At 35.0% G+C, this 16434-nt stretch carries 15 protein-coding genes and 1 pseudogene; 13 read left to right on the forward strand and 3 right to left on the reverse strand.

Annotated elements, in window-relative coordinates; genetic code table 11:
- Positions 1–55: 55 nt before the first annotated feature.
- Positions 56–1717, reverse strand: a complete 1662-nt coding sequence (locus DN394_RS21265) for a sigma-54 interaction domain-containing protein (protein WP_097916809.1) — start codon at positions 1715–1717, stop codon at positions 56–58.
- 181 nt (positions 1718–1898) lie between these two features.
- Between DN394_RS21265 and DN394_RS21270 the strand changes: the two genes are divergently transcribed.
- The 7 genes from DN394_RS21270 to DN394_RS21300 all read left to right on the forward strand — a co-directional run bounded on the left by DN394_RS21270 (position 1899) and on the right by DN394_RS21300 (position 9557).
- Positions 1899–3074 (forward strand): NAD(P)/FAD-dependent oxidoreductase, encoded by a 1176-nt coding sequence (locus DN394_RS21270; protein ID WP_001215279.1) that lies wholly within the window; start codon positions 1899–1901, stop codon positions 3072–3074.
- A complete protein-coding gene (locus DN394_RS21275) occupies positions 3071–4108 on the forward strand; it encodes a proline racemase family protein (RefSeq protein ID WP_149294214.1) in 1038 nt (345 codons plus the stop codon). The genes DN394_RS21270 and DN394_RS21275 overlap by 4 nt, the downstream gene beginning before the upstream one ends.
- The gene (locus tag DN394_RS21280) at positions 4105–5046 is read left to right on the forward strand and encodes a proline racemase family protein (protein WP_097994106.1); all 942 of its coding nucleotides are present in this window, start codon (positions 4105–4107) and stop codon (positions 5044–5046) included. Before DN394_RS21275 ends, DN394_RS21280 begins: the two co-directional genes overlap by 4 nt.
- Positions 5047–5068: 22 nt before the next feature.
- Positions 5069–5965 carry a 4-hydroxy-tetrahydrodipicolinate synthase gene (gene dapA, locus DN394_RS21285; RefSeq protein ID WP_097994108.1) on the forward strand — a complete coding sequence of 299 codons (897 nt, stop codon included), beginning with the start codon at positions 5069–5071 and terminating at the stop codon, positions 5963–5965.
- Positions 5966–5983: 18 nt separating this feature from the next.
- On the forward strand, positions 5984–7468 hold the full coding sequence (locus DN394_RS21290; RefSeq protein ID WP_097916816.1) for an aldehyde dehydrogenase family protein: 1485 nt from the start codon (positions 5984–5986) through the stop codon (positions 7466–7468).
- Positions 7469–7598: 130 nt separating this feature from the next.
- Complete coding sequence (locus tag DN394_RS21295; protein WP_098209010.1) at positions 7599–9089, forward strand: alanine/glycine:cation symporter family protein; 1491 nt, start codon at positions 7599–7601, stop codon at positions 9087–9089.
- A gap of 30 nt (positions 9090–9119) precedes the next feature.
- On the forward strand, positions 9120–9557 hold the full coding sequence (locus DN394_RS21300) for a carboxymuconolactone decarboxylase family protein (protein WP_141542911.1): 438 nt from the start codon (positions 9120–9122) through the stop codon (positions 9555–9557).
- Positions 9558–9703: 146 nt separating this feature from the next.
- Here the strand turns inward: DN394_RS21300 and DN394_RS29495 are convergent.
- A pseudogene (locus tag DN394_RS29495) lies at positions 9704–9999 on the reverse strand (hypothetical protein).
- A 107-nt stretch (positions 10000–10106) separates the two neighbouring features.
- Here DN394_RS29495 and DN394_RS21305 point away from each other — a divergent pair.
- From DN394_RS21305 to DN394_RS21330, 5 genes are all read left to right on the forward strand, one after another.
- A complete protein-coding gene (locus DN394_RS21305) occupies positions 10107–10610 on the forward strand; it encodes a GNAT family N-acetyltransferase (RefSeq protein ID WP_097916822.1) in 504 nt (167 codons plus the stop codon).
- A 255-nt stretch (positions 10611–10865) separates the two neighbouring features.
- The gene (locus DN394_RS21310) at positions 10866–11381 is read left to right on the forward strand and encodes a DinB family protein (protein WP_046954129.1); all 516 of its coding nucleotides are present in this window, start codon (positions 10866–10868) and stop codon (positions 11379–11381) included.
- A 247-nt stretch (positions 11382–11628) separates the two neighbouring features.
- Positions 11629–12294, forward strand: coding sequence for a lytic polysaccharide monooxygenase (locus DN394_RS21315; RefSeq protein ID WP_046954128.1), 666 nt, complete (start codon positions 11629–11631; stop codon positions 12292–12294).
- 162 nt (positions 12295–12456) lie between these two features.
- Positions 12457–13386: a manganese-dependent inorganic pyrophosphatase gene (ppaC, locus tag DN394_RS21320; RefSeq protein WP_000416841.1), complete on the forward strand. Its 930-nt coding sequence runs from the start codon at positions 12457–12459 to the stop codon at positions 13384–13386.
- Between the two features lie 109 nt (positions 13387–13495).
- A complete protein-coding gene (locus DN394_RS21330) occupies positions 13496–15142 on the forward strand; it encodes a M3 family oligoendopeptidase (RefSeq protein WP_149294215.1) in 1647 nt (548 codons plus the stop codon).
- An 18-nt stretch (positions 15143–15160) separates the two neighbouring features.
- Here DN394_RS21330 and DN394_RS21335 read toward each other — a convergent pair whose 3' ends face one another.
- The gene (locus tag DN394_RS21335) at positions 15161–15358 is read right to left on the reverse strand and encodes a DUF4017 family protein (protein WP_046954126.1); all 198 of its coding nucleotides are present in this window, start codon (positions 15356–15358) and stop codon (positions 15161–15163) included.
- A 161-nt stretch (positions 15359–15519) separates the two neighbouring features.
- Here DN394_RS21335 and DN394_RS21340 point away from each other — a divergent pair.
- The coding region (locus DN394_RS21340; RefSeq protein ID WP_149294216.1) for a peptide ABC transporter permease at positions 15520–16434 on the forward strand (915 nt) is incomplete at its 3' end.

Here is a 16434-nt window from a genome sequence, read left to right on the forward strand (position 1 = left end):
GTTCGGTTTGCACAAATTATTATGCAAAAACTATGCCAAAATAGAGGAGGAAGGTTTATTGTAACCCAAGTTTTTTTAGGCGGTTATATAAAGTGGCCCTCGTAACACCAAGCTGTTTCGCGCATTCTAATTTATTCCCATTTAAAATGCGTAAAGCCCTCTCGATGACTTTTTTCTCATGTTCATCCATCTCTTCTTGTAAAGAGAGAATTGTATGATTGTTGCTGAGTAATAGGGAATGAGCCGTATGATTGTCTAACGTTTCAGTTGTATGAAATGGTAAATATTCTTGTTTTATAATCCCATCAGTCGCAAATACGACAAGTCTTTCAACAACGTTACGAAGCTCACGAATATTACCTGGCCAATTGTAATGAAGCAGTTCATGCATAATGCTTGAAGGTAAGTCACGAATTGGTCTGTTATAGTTGATTGAAAAATCGTTTAAGAAAGAGTAGGTTAATTCAATAATATCCTCGCGTCTTTCGCGCAGCGGTGGAATATGCAAACTAACTACATTTAAGCGATAGTATAAATCTTCTCGAAACGTGCCTTTTCTCATTTCTTCTTTTAAATCACGATTTGTAGCCGCGATAATACGGAAATCAATATGAATCTCTTTTTCTCCACCAACTCGGTAATATTTTCGTTCTTGTAGTACACGCAAAAGCTTTACTTGCATATCGAGCGGCATTTCTCCTATTTCATCTAGAAATAATGTGCCGCCTTGCGCGAGCTCTATTTTACCCTTTTTACCTTTACTACTTGCACCAGAAAACGCCCCACGTTCATACCCAAATAATTCACTTTCAAATAACGCTTCTGGGATGGCGCCGCAGTTAATTGAAATAAAAGGTGCCTTAGCTGATTCACTTGCTTCATGAATCGCTTTTGCAAATACTTCTTTTCCAACACCACTTTCGCCGAGTATTAAAACAGTTGATTTCACCGAACAAACTTTTCTAGCTAATTGAATCGTTCTTTGTATAACAGGACTTTTTCCATTCATCGCAAGGAAAGGATCGGATTCATCTTTGTACTTTGCGACCTCTTGTTCTAAACGGTGCATTTCATGTGACATATTGAATAGTTTTTCGTTTAAAGCGACTTGATTTGTAACATCTGTTTCTGAAACGACTGCTCCTATAATTTCATCGTTACAATAAACTGGGTTTGAGTTAATTAATACGAACAAATCTGGACGAGGCTGATGGAACTGTGCGATTATGCTTTTTCCGTCATGTAATGATTGCAAAATTTCCAAATCTTTATAGTCAAAAAAGCGAGTGATAGGTTGTCCAATAATTTCAGTATGGTTGACTGAAAAAATCTTTTCGGCGCCATCTGTCCAAGTACGAACACATTCTTTATCATCGATAACTGTAACAGAAGAATCCGTTGTTTGTATTACGGTGTTATAAAAAGATTGTAGTTCATTGTAAGACTTAATAAGAAACGGAATGATTTGCTGAGCAGTTATACAGCATATAGGCTCTTTATTTTTGTTCATTACGATAACGGCCATTTCATTAGAAAACGCGTCAATTAAAGCGGTGAATGAGTCATCTTCATCTATAACTGTGCAGTTATATTCTTCTGTAGTAGAAGGGCGGTAATAAAATTTTCCGTTAACTAGCTGGGTAGGTTGCATGTTGTATGTACAATCAATGGATAAAGTTTTTAGAAATTCTTTTATTGTAGGAAATGAGAATGCCATATTGTCCTCCTATTATGTATAAAAATTTTGACAGTGATAAAAAAATAATACATCTATTTACGATAAATTTAAAATATTTTTACAAATAAAAATATTTTTTATAAAAAGTGTATATATGTACAGTTGGCACGTCAATTGCATAAAAGAAAGTGAGGGATGAAAAAGAAGGGAGGGGTGCTACGTGAGGCACTGTGACGTTTTAATAATAGGCGGTGGTATTATAGGCTGTTCTATCGCTTATTACACATCAAAATACGGAAGAGACGTAACAATCATTGAAAAAGGAGAATTTGTCAGTGGGACGTCTTCACGGTGTGACGGGAATATTTTGGCTATTGATAAAGACCCAGGCTTTGATAGTCAAATGTCTTTAGTTAGTCAAAAATTAGTAACAGAATTAAGTGAAGAGTTAGAGCACTCATTTGAATATAGGGCGCCTGGAAGTATTCTCGTATGTGAGTCAGAAGAAGAAATGGAAGCAGCGCAGCAATGGGTGAATCGTCAAAAAGAAGTTGGCTTACCGTTTCGAATGCTTGATAGACAAGATATAAGAGAAGAATCGCCATTTTTTGCAGAAGATTTATTAGGCGGGTTAGAATGCGCAACGGATTCGACTGTAAATCCATATCTCCTTGCTTTTTCACTTCTTACAGAATCGAAGAAATTTGGTACGAAAGCTTTTAATCATACGGAAGTAAAAGAAATGAAAAGAGATATAGACGGTTCCTTTATTGTAGAAACGACTAACGGGACGTTTACTGCGAAACAAGTGGTAAACGCAGCCGGTGTGTGGGCTCCGAAAATCGGACAAATGCTTGATGTAAATATACCAATTGAACCGAGAAAAGGACATATTATAGTAGCTTCAAGGCAACAACACGTTGGTTGCCGTAAAGTAATGGAATTTGGTTATTTAATTTCTAAATTTGGCGGAAAACGAAAAGTGGATGCTTTAACTGAAAAATATGGGGTAGCTCTTGTGTTTGAGCCGACAGAAAGCCAAAATTTTTTAATTGGTAGTAGTAGAGAGTTTGTAGGCTTTCATACGAAGATAAACAACGAGGTTATTAAATGTATTGCAAACAGAGCAATTCGTTTTTATCCGAAAATGGCGGATATGATGGTGATTCGTTCATATGCGGGATTACGCCCGTGGACAGAAGATCATTTGCCAATCATTTCACGCGTGGAACATATCCCGAACTACTTTATCGCAGCGGGGCATGAAGGGGATGGCATTAGCCTTGCAGCGGTTACTGGAAAAGTAATTGAAGAGTTATTAAATGAAAAAGAAACAATCATTCCTATTGAACCACTTCGTTTGAGTCGTTTTACAGAAAGGGTGTTAAACGGATGAGGTCACAAAGAGTCTTTACGATGATTGATACACATACGGGCGGGAATCCGACGAGGACATTGATAAGCGGACTTCCAAAGTTAATTGGAGAGACGATGGCAGAGAAGATGTTACATATGAAAAAGGAGTATGACTGGATTCGCAAATTGTTAATGAATGAACCGCGTGGTCATGATGTAATGTCAGGAGCACTATTAACAGATCCATGTCATCCTGAAGCAGATATTGGTGTTATATACATAGAGACAGGTGGATATTTACCGATGTGTGGTCACGATACAATTGGTGTATGTACAGCTTTAATTGAATCAGGTTTAATTCCTGTAGTTGAACCGATTACTTCGTTAAAGTTAGACACGCCAGCCGGCTTAGTTGAAGTGGATATCTTTGTTCAAGATGGAAAAGCGAAAGAAGTCTCTTTCTGTAACATACCAGCTTTTTTATTGAAACATATTATTGTACAAGTTGAAGGGATTGGAACTGTAGAAGCAGATATTGCGTATGGAGGGAATTTTTATGCCATTATCGATGCGAAGTCAGTAGGTTTAGAGTTAGTACCGGAAAATGCATCTACAATTATCGATAAGGCAATTCATATTAGAAATATCATTAATGAGGAATTTGAAATCATTCATCCGCAGTATTCGTTTATTAGAGGGTTAACCCATATTGAATTTTATACAGATCCTACTCATGAAAGTGCTCATGTGAAAAATACAGTTGTCGTTCCGCCAGGAGGAATTGATCGTTCTCCATGTGGTACAGGAACATCAGCGAAGTTAGCTGTATTATACGCAAATCAAAAAATTGAAGTGGATGAAGAGTTTATTCATGAGAGTATCGTTGGCTCTTTATTTAAAGGGTGCGTCATAAATAAAACATCTGTAGAAAATATTGAAGCTGTCGTAACGAAAATTACAGGTTCAGCTTGGCTTATGGGGATGCATAGATTTTTTTATAATGAAAAGGACCCACTGAAAGAAGGCTTTTTGCTAATTCCGCCGATGGAACATGAAACGGAGGATGTAAAATGAACATTCAAAAAATGTATACAGCAGTAGACGTACATGTAAATGGTGAAGCATTTCGTGTAATGAAAGATGTACCATGCAAATACTACTACAGTTTAGAGCAATTAAACGAACAATTTTCGGGTGAATTAGCAGAAGAAATGCAGCTTTTATTAAACGAGCCACGTGGTTTTATCGGATTAAATGGGTGTATTGTCGTTCCTTCTATTCATATGGAAGTCGATGCAGCTGTATTATTTTTTAATCATGAAGGATCCATTCCGCTTCATTATGGGGGGATTGTCGCAGTCATAACGATGTTACTAGAAAGCGGGTATTTAAAAAAGAGAGAGACGAACCAATACAAAATCGAAACGCTATCTGGTATATTTTCAATCCATGCGTATGTAGAGAATGATGAAGTTGTATCTGTTTCGTTTGAAAGTAAACTATGTTATATGATTGAGAAAAATTTACAAGTTGGTAATATAAGTTACTCTCTCATTCAGGCAGATAAAGTATATGCAGTTGTAGAAAAGGATGCATATTCACCAGAAATCAGTATTGAAAATATCTCTAAATTAAAAAAATGGAGTGAAGTTACACTTCAAGCTATACAAAAACAGTCATTAATAAAAAGACTTATTTTAGTAGAATCTATGCAAACAGAAAAGAACCATATAAAGTCGATTACATTTCATGAAGATAACTTTATCGTACGTTCGCCTGGTTTTGTTTCTACTATTGTATCTTATGTTCATACATTATTTAAAAATGATTATATAGCGGATAAACCTTTTAAAAATGAAAGTATATTTAATAGCTTTATAACAGTGGAACAAGTGAAGAAAGAAGAACAAGGATACATTTTTCGCTTTGAAAGTAGAGGGTTTATTACAGGAATGCAGACGTTTCTATTAGACTCTACAGATCCGTTTCCGACAGGATTTTTATTAAAATAAAATAGTAAAGGGAGAGATAAATATGAAAAAAATTAAAGGGGCATTTCCAGTATTAATCACACCGATGGATAAGTTTCAAGAAATTAATTGGAACGGTGTAAAACAAAACGTAAACTATTTTATCGATCAAAAGGTAGCTGGCATTATTATTAATGGAAGTACAGGTGAGTTTGTTAGTTTATCAAAAGAAGAACGATTTAAAATGGTAGAAACAGTATTAAAAGAAGTTGATGGCCGTATTCCAGTTATTGTAGGAACTGCAGCAGAAACGACGAAAGAAACGATTGAATATACGAAACATGCAGAAGCACACGGAGCGGGTTGCGCATTAATTATTAACTCGTACTATTGTAAGCCGAAAGAAGAGGAAATTTATTTTCATTTTAAAGAAATCTCAAACGCTGTAAATATACCAATTATGTTATACAATAATCCGTTTACATCTGGTGTTGATATGAGTACAGAGCTCATGCTACGTATTGGAAGAGAATGTGAAAATGTTACACATATTAAAGAATCTAGCGGAGATATTCGTAAAGCAAGAGATTTAGTACGACAAGGCGAAGGTGCTTTTCAAGTCTTCTGTGGATCTGAAGATTTAGTTATGGAATCTTATTTAGTAGGTGCAACGGGATGGGTTTCAGTAGCAGGAAATATCGTGCCGGGACTTGTTACGAAAATGTATGAGCATTTCCAAAATGGTGAATTAGAAAAAGCTTGGGAAATAAACGATGCTATTTTACCTCTTTGCGAGTTTCTTGAAGGATCAGGAAAATATGTACAAATTGTTAAACGCTCAATGGAATTACACGGGCAAGCAGGGGGACCTTCTCGTTATCCGAGACTCGGATTAACTGAAGAAGAAGATCAAAAACTTCAAACGATTATTTCAAAAATTGCAGCTCATGCAGCTGTTTAAATAAGGAGGAGAGCATATATGTTAACGACAAACATTGAGCTGAGACCAAAAGTGAAAGCGTTTTTAAATGAAGAAATTAAAATGTTTATTAATGGTGAATTTGTACCTTCCATTAGCGGGAAGACGTTTGAGACATACAATCCAGCAACAGAAGATGTTTTAGCTGTCGTATGCGAAGCGCGAGAAGAGGATATTGATGTAGCGGTAAAAGCTGCAAGATCTGCATTTGAATCAGGACCTTGGGCAGAAATGACTACCGCTGAAAGAGCGCACCTAATTTATAAATTAGCAGACTTAATTGAAGAGCATGGAGAAGAATTAGCACAGTTAGAAGCTTTAGATAATGGAAAACCCTATCAAGTAGCACTGGATGATGATATTGCAGCGACTGTAGAAAATTATCGTTATTATGCGGGATGGGCTACGAAAATTATCGGGCAAACAATTCCGATTTCAAAAGATTACTTAAATTACACACGCCATGAACCTGTTGGCGTTGTAGGTCAAATTATTCCTTGGAATTTTCCACTCGTTATGTCTTCTTGGAAAATGGGAGCTGCACTAGCAACAGGTTGTACAATCGTATTAAAACCAGCAGAGCAAACGCCTTTATCGTTATTATATACAGCGAAGCTCTTTAAAGAAGCAGGTTTTCCAAACGGTGTTGTAAACTTTGTTCCAGGTTTTGGCCCTGAAGCAGGAGCTGCAATCGTAAACCATCATGATATTGATAAAGTAGCCTTCACAGGTTCAACAGTTACAGGGAAATATATTATGCGTCAATCTGCAGAAACAATTAAACATGTAACGTTAGAACTTGGTGGTAAATCACCAAATATCATTTTAGAAGATGCTGATTTAGAAGAAGCGATTAACGGTGCATTCCAAGGCATTATGTATAATCACGGCCAAAATTGTAGTGCCGGATCTCGCGTGTTCGTTCATCGAAAACATTACGAAACAGTCGTAAATGAACTAGTAAAAATGGCGAATAACGTGAAACTTGGAGCGGGTATGGAGAAGGAAACGGAAATGGGTCCGCTCGTATCTAAAAAGCAACAAGAGCGTGTACTACATTACATTGAACAAGGAAAAGCTGAAGGCGCTACTGTTGCTGCTGGTGGTGAACGTGCATTTGAAAAAGGTTATTTTGTACAGCCAACAGTATTCACAGATGTTTCTGATGATATGACGATAGTTAAGGAAGAAATCTTTGGTCCAGTTGTCGTTGTACTTCCGTTTGATTCAACAGAAGAGGTAATTGAAAGAGCGAATCGCTCTTCATACGGACTCGCTGCAGGCGTATGGACACAAAATATTAAAACAGGACATCAAGTTGCCAATAAATTAAAGGCAGGAACAGTATGGATTAATGATTATAACTTAGAAAATGCAGCTGCACCATTTGGTGGGTTTAAACAATCTGGTATTGGTCGTGAGTTAGGTTCATATGCGCTTGATAATTACACAGAAGTGAAAAGTGTTTGGGTCAATATAAAGTAATAGAGAATCTAACTGTTAATAAATAGAGGGATGAAATAATGAGAGATACGGACAACTATAAGGTTTAATAATAGTTGTCCGTTTTCTTATATATAAAATAGTTTTCAAAAGAATGTTAAGGGGGATTTGGATGGAGCAATTAGTAGAGTGGTTAGTAGGGCAAGTATGGAGTATTGGCTTAGTTGTTTTTGCATTAGGGGCAGGTGTGTATTTTACAATTGCAACTCGTTTTCTACAAATTCGTTATTTTAAAGAGATGATTAAATTATTATTTGAAGGGAAGAGCTCGGAGACGGGAATTTCATCCTTTCAAGCATTTTGTTTAGCATTATCAGGTAGGGTTGGAATAGGTAATATCGCAGGAGTCGCGACAGCAATCGCTTTTGGCGGACCAGGAGCTGTGTTTTGGATGTGGGTAATGGCTCTTTTAGGAGCAGCGAGTGCATTTGTTGAATCAACATTATCTCAAGTGTATAAAAGTAAAGTTGGGAATGAATACCGAGGTGGTACACCATATTTCATTGAAAAAGGCCTGAAAATGAAATGGTTTGCAGTCATTGTAGCGGTTGTTGTAACACTTTCATATGGCGTTTTATTACCAGGTATTCAGTCTAGTAGTATCGCAGTTGGATTTGAAAACTCTAATGGCATTAGCAAATATATAACTGGAATATTATTAGTTATATTATTAGCATCAATCATTTTTGGTGGCGTAAAGAGAATTGCGGGCGTTTCGCAAATGCTTGTTCCATTTATGGCAATTGGTTATGTAATTGTTACATGTATCGTATTAATTGCGAATGTAACAGAAATTCCAAGTATGTTCGCTTTAATTTTCTCTAGTGCTTTTGGTGTAAATGAAATGTTTGGCGGAATCGTCGGTGCAGCAATTGCATGGGGCGTAAAGCGCGCTGTATTTTCAAATGTTGCAGGTGTTGGAGAAGCAACGTATAGCTCTGCTGCCGCTGAAGTATCTCATCCTGCAAAACAAGGGTTAGTTCAAGCGTTTTCTGTATATATCGATACAATTGTTGTATGTACAGCGACAGCTCTTATGATTTTAATAACAGGTATGTATAACGTTATACCTGAAGGGAAAAGCGCTATAGTAAAGAATATAGGGAATGTTGATGCAGGTCCAATCTATACACAACAAGCAGTTGAAACTGTTATGACGGGATTTGGTCCATTATTCATTTCAATCGCAATCTTCTTTTTCGCATTTACAACTTTACTCGCATACTACTATATCGCTGAAACGACGCTTACTTATTTAGATCGTAATCTTAAACATAGGTGGTTAAAACCAGTTTTAAAAATTGGATTTTTAATTATGGTTTACATCGGTAGCATAGAATCAGCGTCGCTTTTATGGAATCTTGGAGATTTAGGAATCGGTAGTATGGCATGGTTAAACTTAATTGCGATTCTACTATTAAGTAAAATCGCATTAAAAGTGTTAAAAGATTATGAAGCACAGAAAAAAGAAGGGAAAGATCCAGTATTTGATCCTAAAAATGTGGGGATTGAAGGATTAGCATTTTGGGACGAAAGAAGTAAAGAAATTGAAAGGAAAAACTATAAAGAACACACGGTAGAGGATGACAGTCTGAAATTTTAGTTATAATAAACTGAATATTCATTCTATTGAATGAAGTATATTGCCTTCTTTTCATCACATACTACAATAGGTACACATAATTTGAATGGGGGTAATAATAAGATGGAACACGAACAACATAATTCAGTAAATGACGTTCTACATCATTATAAAGAAGGAATCGGTAGTTTTACAAACAAAATTCCTGAAATTGCAGAAACATATAATGCATTCACGCAAGCTTGTTTTCAAGAGGGCGCTTTAACAAAAAGGGAAAAACAACTTATCGCATTAGGAATTAGTCTAGCAACGCAAGATGAATATTGTACCATTTATCATACAAAAGGTTGTCTTGATCAAGGATGTTCAGATAAAGAGATTCTGGAAGCATGTGGTGTATCAGCAGCATTTGCTGGCGGAGCTGCAATGAGTCAAGCAGTAACATTAGTACAAGAGTGTTTAAGTGAACTGAAAAATCAAAAGCATTGAATATAAAAGAACGTTTTAAACTTTATGTTTAAAACGTTCTTTTACGTGGGATTAAATTTGAGTATAAAAATTATTTGGTATGTGATGTATTAAAGTAAGAATTTTAAATTTAGTGGGAATGAAAAATAACAACTATTTATTTAGTATTAAGATTTTCTAAAAAGTTTCAATTGTTTCATATAATCAATAGCTTTTGTTTTGTTCTTTTGTTTACATACATTTTCGAATTCATTCTTATCTCGATAGTAACTATTTATTATTTCTTCTGTAAGAAATTCATCGGAAATAGCTTTTTAATTGCGCAATGTGGTTCATTTGTATGAGTGCAGTTAAAAAAATTACATCCCATAGATATTTCTTCAATAACATCATAGCCAAGATCAAAGTTGTCCTCGTGATTTATTAAGTCAAATCCTATTTTGCTAATTGTTAATCCCTCCACTTTTCATACATTCTATAAGTATGTTTTATCTAAATATATATTTCATTTTAGTATTTCGTTATTCCTTCTTTAAAAATTGGTACAATGAAACAAAAGGGGGATTAGTAATGCAAAATTTAGTCATTGAAGAGATTAAGCAAATAAAAGATGACGTGGAGGAGCTTTCGAATCTTTTGAAAACGGTTGTAGATGATGGGGCATCAATTGGTTTTTTACCTCCACTGGAACAAAAAGAATCGGTAAAGTATTGGGAAACAGTCTTAGCACCAGAAGTGATTTTATATGTCGCTAAAATAAATAATGAAGTGGCAGGGAGTATTCAATTACATTTAGTTACAAAGCCTAATGGGATTCATAGAGCTGAAATTTGTAAGTTAATGACTCATCCAAACTTCAGACGTAATGGCATTGGACGTTTGCTTATGCAAAAAGCAGAGGAAAGTGCAAAGCAAGAAAATAGGTCTCTTATAGTGCTAGATACGAGAGAAGGAGACCCTTCTAATAGATTGTATAAATCATTAGACTATAAAGAAGTTGGAAAAATACCAGAATACGCAATATCTCCAAATGGTAATTTAGATGCAACGGTTATTTATTATAAAATGATTTAGTATTTTTATTTAAAAAGAGGGATATTTTCAAATGACAAATTTGTTATTAGGTCTGAGTATTGATTTGTAAAAAGATTGATAAACCCCTGTATAATAGGGGGTTTCTTTTCATTCATTAACTTCATATTGAATGTTCAATTTGAGGGCCAATTTGTATAAGGTTTTAACAGTTGTATAAGAGGTATTACTTAAATAGGAATTTTGAAGTCTTTTGGTGAATATTAAATGTTAATCTAAAAGATGGAGGTTGCTGTGATGTTGAAACTGTTTCAATATAACTGGCAAGTTCGTGATGATTGGTTTACGTGGTGCGAAGACATGTCGGCCGAAGAACTCGTAAAGAAACGGGTCGGTGGGTTCGGCAGTATACTACATACTCTATTTCACATTGTAGATGTGGAATATATGTGGATCTTAGGGTTGCGTGGTGAATCAGTGCCTGAGGAGCCATTGTTTGAAGAGTATGCCAGCTTACAAAAAGTGAAAAATCTTTCAGCTCAATACCACGGGAAAGTGAAGCCATTTGTGACCTCTTGGACAAATGAAATGGATTCTCGGAAACTTTCAAAAGCTGACTTCAATGAAGAGCCGATTAGCTCAAGAGACGCACCAATTAGGCGCCGAGTCATTGAATGTACACACGGAGAGTTAATACGTCATGTCATTGTCCACGAAATCCACCATATCGGCCAGTTATCTATATGGGCACGTGAAATCGGAAAGGAGCCAGTTTCCGCAAATCTGAGAGGGAGAGGGCTATTTGATAACTAGACTAACTTTGCCAATTTCGTAATTTATTTATAAACGAATAGTTTAATTTAGTATATTTAACACCGTCTATATTTCTCTAGCGGTGTTATTTGAATGTATCAATAAAATTTATTTAATGTACTAAATGAATTTGAGAAAGTTTTTAGAGGGTTCTTTTAGGTATGTTCTTCGACTTATAATGGATGTAGAGAAGATGACTAGCCGACTATAGTTATTTTCGCTTTATTATGGGAAAGGGGATGATGGGATGAGAACGAAAGGTTTACAGAAGGTGAAGAAAGTTATATTAAGTGGTGGTATATTACTTACGGGATTGTTAACTTTCGGTTTTTCAGAAAAAGCTTCAGCTCATGGATATGTAGAATCACCAGCGAGCCGATCTTATTTATGTAAGCAAGGGGTAAATGTAAATTGCGGACCGATTCAATATGAGCCACAAAGTGTAGAAGGAATAGGTGGATTCCCGCAATTAGGACCTTCTGATGGACAAATCGCAGGAGCAGGCCATTTTCCTGCTTTAGACGTTCAAACAGTTGATAGGTGGAAGAAAGTTACGTTAAACGGCGGGACGAATACATTCAAGTGGAAACTAACTGCACCACATAGTACGAAAGAATGGAAATACTACATTACAAAGAAGGATTGGAATCCAAATATGCCTTTAACAAGGTCTAGTTTAGATTTAGTGCCGTTCTATGTGAAAAATGATGGCGGAGTTAGACCGGGGACAACAGTAACGCATGAAGCGAATATACCAACTGACCGTAGTGGCTACCATCTTATTTTAGCTGTTTGGGAGATTGCGGACACTGGAAATGCATTTTATCAAGTTATTGATGTGAACCTTGTGAATAATGGTTTAAATTCCAATTTTGCTTTTAACAATGTAGTGCAAGTGCCTACACTATTTTAAATTAAATATACACTTTGATCATCTAATTCATTTTAGATGATCTTTTTTTACGAAAAAAGATGAAAAATATAGAAGAAAGTACAATTATTTATAAAAAATTCGGCTTTAAATATTGTCATATTTGCTTCTTTAAGATATCCTTTTCATGAAGAGGTGGAAAACATGGAAAAAGTACTAGTTTTCGGGCATAAAAACCCAGATACAGATGCAATTTGTTCTGCAATTGCTTATGCAGAATTGAAAAAAGAATTAGGAATGAATGCTGAGCCTGTACGTTTAGGCGAAATCAGCGGTGAAACTCAATTTGCGTTAGACCATTTTAAAGTAGAAGGACCGCGTTTTGTTGAGACAGTTGCAAGCGAAGTGGACAACGTTATTTTAGTTGATCATAACGAGCGTCAACAAAGTGCTAACGATATCGAATCTGTTCGTGTGTTAGAAGTTATTGACCATCACCGTATTGCTAACTTTGAAACAAGCGATCCTATTTACTACCGTTGTGAGCCAGTTGGTTGTACAGCTACAATCTTAAACAAAATGTACAAAGAAAATGGCGTTACAATTCGTAAAGAAGTTGCAGGTTTAATGTTATCTGCAATCATTTCAGATTCTTTACTATTCAAATCTCCAACTTGCACAGAGCAAGACGTAGCAGCAGCTCGTGAATTAGCGGAAATCGCTGGTGTAGATGCTGATAGCTACGGCTTAGAAATGTTAAAAGCTGGTGCTGACTTAAGCGGAAAAACAATGGAGCAATTAATCTCTCTTGACGCTAAAGAATTCCAAATGGGTAATGCGAAAGTTGAAATCGCACAAGTAAACGCTGTTGATACAAACGACGTTCTTGTACACCAAGCGGAACTTGAAAAAGTTATCTCTGCAGTAGTAGAAGAAAAAGGTTTAGACCTATTCTTATTCGTTGTAACTGACATCTTAACTAACGATTCTGTCGGTCTTGCGATCGGTAAAGCAGCAAACGTTGTTGAGAAAGCATACAACGTATCTCTAGAAAACAACACTGCTACATTAAAAGGTGTTGTATCTCGTAAAAAACAAATCGTACCAGTATTAACAGAAGCATTCCAAGCTTAATTTTATTGAGTACAGATAAACAGCAAGGACAAGTAGTCAGATTGGCTACTTGTCCTTTTCTATCCACAAAAAAACAGAAAATTAAAATTTTTAAAAAGGAGGATTGTGTATGCTTAATGATTTGGAGAGTAAATTACAGTCACTTTTAGAGCGAAATATTACTTCTGTTTCAGAATTAGAGAGTTGGCTTTTGGATGAACTGCGTGTAACCGCTGAAATAGAAGAGGAGATAACAAGTAGTTTAATTGCCACGTATAGAGATACAAATGACAGAAATAAACGTAATTTACATATGTATAATCAAAATACAATTCAACCACTTTTAAAAAGATACAATGCGAAATTTGACCAGAAATTTAGAGAGTCTCCGTTTTCCGACTTATTAAATGAGCAGAAATACGGTTTTATGAAAAAAGCAAGATTGGTAAAAAGTAAAATGTTTAATGACAAGAACATTGCTCTTTCCATTAAAGAGCAAAAGCTTATTACGAAATATAGAGAAATAATGTCTAACATATCTATTAATTGGGAAGGAGCGCAAAAGACGTATGCATACGTAAAAGCAAAACTAGATAACCCCAATAGAGCTATTCGCGAAAAAGCTTGGTACACTTTATGTGAAGCAAGAAGTATAGTGAAAATAGAAATAGATTGTATTATGAATGAACTCATACAATTGCGGAATGAGATAGCTTTAAATGCAGGATTTAATAATTATAGTGAGTATGCTTTTAAACAAAAAAATAGAGATTACAGTATTGATGATTGCTATAAGCTTCATGAATCTATAGAAAAGTATGTTGTACCAATATGGGAACAGTTGGGGATTCTTTCTAAAAAGAATCTCGGTGTAAAAAAATATCGCCCTTGGGACCTTACTCCATGTAAATTACCAAAAGCCCCGTTTCAAAATGCTATTGATTTATTGAATGGGGTGGAAGAAATATTTCGGAAGACAGATTTATATTTTTATGAGAAATTTATTCATATACGAAAAACGGGATTAATTGACGTAGAAGAACGTGAAAATAAAGCACCGGGAGCTGCTTGTTTTACCTTTCCTCATAGTAAAGAGGTTTTTGTGTATTCTAATTTTAGTCCATCATTTTATGCAATTAACGCGCTAATACATGAAGTGGGGCATGCATTTCATTTTTATAAACAATTTAACAATGATAGTAGCATGCAAGAAAGATATCTTCGTGAAGAGGTAGCTGAGCTTTATTCCCTAGGTCTTGAGTTGCTAGTAATGGATAAGCTCAATATCTTTTATAAGCAAGAGGATGAATATAAAGAAGTGCAGCGCATCCAATTATACCGCGCTTTGTCTTTATTAATGTCGTCAGTTGCAGGAGATGTATTCCAGCACTGGCTCTATTCAAATCCAAACCATACTTCAGAAGAACGTGATAAGAAATACGCTGAACTATGTAAAAGATATCAATATTCATCAGTCAATATTGCAGAATTAGAAGATGAAATCGGTGCAAGCTGGTTAGAGTCATTTCATTATGTTCAGTTTCCATTCTATAAAATTGAATACGCAATTGCGCAAATAGGAGCAATGCAATTGTTTCAAATTTATCGAGAGGATCCAAAAAAAGCGATTGCTTTCTTTAAAGAGGGAGCGAATGCAGATTGGAATTTACCTATACAAGAAATATATGAAAAAACAGGTGTTACGTTTGATTTATCGGAAGAAAGGATTGAAAGTATTGCAAGTGTAATTTTTGATCTAATTAATGAATTAAAATAAGGATAGCATTTGCTGTCCTTATAACTGTTTGTTCGTAGATTTTTTCTTGTTTATATAAAATGTAATAATAGCCGCAATGATGAAAATAGGTATGGCATACGCTTGCCCAACAAACAACTTCCAGCCAATATGATTATAACCTTCAGATGCTGGAGCAATCATAGCGATTATGCAAACGATAATATAGAGTACTAGTGCAGGGATTATATTTTTCATTTGTTCACCTCCTTTTCATAAAATTATCACATGTATATTTGTATAATACATTATAAATTGAGATAAGATATAGGTTTATCTAATATTTATGTAAATAAAAGGGTTGTTTTTAAGTGGAATAGAATAGGTGTATGTAGAATGATATAGGGGTGTTATATATAATGAACAATATATTAAATCGAATAAAGAAAGATGTAAATATAGAATTATTGAATGGGCTATGGCCTGGTTTTAAGAGGGCTGCATTTGCATTATATAATGATGAGCATGTGTATGTATTTCATCATCCATTATTTTTGAAAGATGATGGTGAATATGCCGTTTTAAAGTGGGATGACCAATTTAAAGGGGATACATGTATTCTATTCAAAGATTATCCAACTGCAATCGTGAATATGAATAGATATAAAGACTATGAAAGTTTACTTGCGATTGTGGTGCACGAACTTTTTCATTGCTATCAATATTTGAATAAAGAAAGTAGATTTCCAAATGAATCTCTAGGATTTCAATATCCTATAATAGAAGAAAATATAGAATTGCGAAATAAAGAACGAATGTGTTTATATGATGCTGTGCATTGTAAGTCACAAGCTGAGAAATATAATTATATTAAGCAATTTATTGAACTAAGAGAGCAAAGAACTAGTTTTATGAAAGAAGAGTTTATAACATATGAGTGTATGGTTGAAAGTATAGAGGGGCCTGCTTGGTATGTAGAAATGAACGCTTACAATGCAATATGTGAAAAGGATGAAAGCGAAACATTACGAAAATATAGCGGATTTATTTTAGATGCATATGAAGCTAATGATAACATTAGGAAGAGCTGCTATAGCTCAGGAATGCTTTTATGTTTATTATTAGATGAAATCCTTCCTAACTGGAAAACGAGCTTCTTTAATAGTGATAAATCGTTATATGCTTTTTTAAAACAAAATCTAAATGTGGATTTGAGTTTTAATAATGAAATTGCAATAAGTAAAGAAACGAAACAAATCCTTCATTTTGTTCAAAACGAAAGAGACAAGGATTTTAAACAATTCTATAAAGAAAAAGGGTATCATCTGTATATT

The organism is Bacillus sp. BB081 (assembly GCF_008368895.1).
Taxonomy (GTDB): domain Bacteria; phylum Bacillota; class Bacilli; order Bacillales; family Bacillaceae_G; genus Bacillus_A; species Bacillus_A wiedmannii.

What these genes read in the sequence shown, in the direction of transcription:
- DN394_RS21265 (WP_097916809.1), bottom strand. Translation starts at nt 1,717, where the DNA reads ATGGCATTCTCATTTCCTACAATAAAAGAATTTCTAAAAACTTTATCC.
- DN394_RS21275 (WP_149294214.1), top strand. Translation starts at nt 3,071, where the DNA reads ATGAGGTCACAAAGAGTCTTTACGATGATTGATACACATACGGGCGGG.
- DN394_RS21280 (WP_097994106.1), top strand. Translation starts at nt 4,105, where the DNA reads ATGAACATTCAAAAAATGTATACAGCAGTAGACGTACATGTAAATGGT.
- dapA (WP_097994108.1), top strand. Translation starts at nt 5,069, where the DNA reads ATGAAAAAAATTAAAGGGGCATTTCCAGTATTAATCACACCGATGGAT.
- DN394_RS21290 (WP_097916816.1), top strand. Translation starts at nt 5,984, where the DNA reads ATGTTAACGACAAACATTGAGCTGAGACCAAAAGTGAAAGCGTTTTTA.
- DN394_RS21295 (WP_098209010.1), top strand. Translation starts at nt 7,599, where the DNA reads ATGGAGCAATTAGTAGAGTGGTTAGTAGGGCAAGTATGGAGTATTGGC.
- DN394_RS21300 (WP_141542911.1), top strand. Translation starts at nt 9,120, where the DNA reads ATGAAGTATATTGCCTTCTTTTCATCACATACTACAATAGGTACACAT.
- DN394_RS21305 (WP_097916822.1), top strand. Translation starts at nt 10,107, where the DNA reads ATGCAAAATTTAGTCATTGAAGAGATTAAGCAAATAAAAGATGACGTG.
- DN394_RS21310 (WP_046954129.1), top strand. Translation starts at nt 10,866, where the DNA reads ATGTTGAAACTGTTTCAATATAACTGGCAAGTTCGTGATGATTGGTTT.
- DN394_RS21315 (WP_046954128.1), top strand. Translation starts at nt 11,629, where the DNA reads ATGAGAACGAAAGGTTTACAGAAGGTGAAGAAAGTTATATTAAGTGGT.
- ppaC (WP_000416841.1), top strand. Translation starts at nt 12,457, where the DNA reads ATGGAAAAAGTACTAGTTTTCGGGCATAAAAACCCAGATACAGATGCA.
- DN394_RS21330 (WP_149294215.1), top strand. Translation starts at nt 13,496, where the DNA reads ATGCTTAATGATTTGGAGAGTAAATTACAGTCACTTTTAGAGCGAAAT.
- DN394_RS21335 (WP_046954126.1), bottom strand. Translation starts at nt 15,358, where the DNA reads ATGAAAAATATAATCCCTGCACTAGTACTCTATATTATCGTTTGCATA.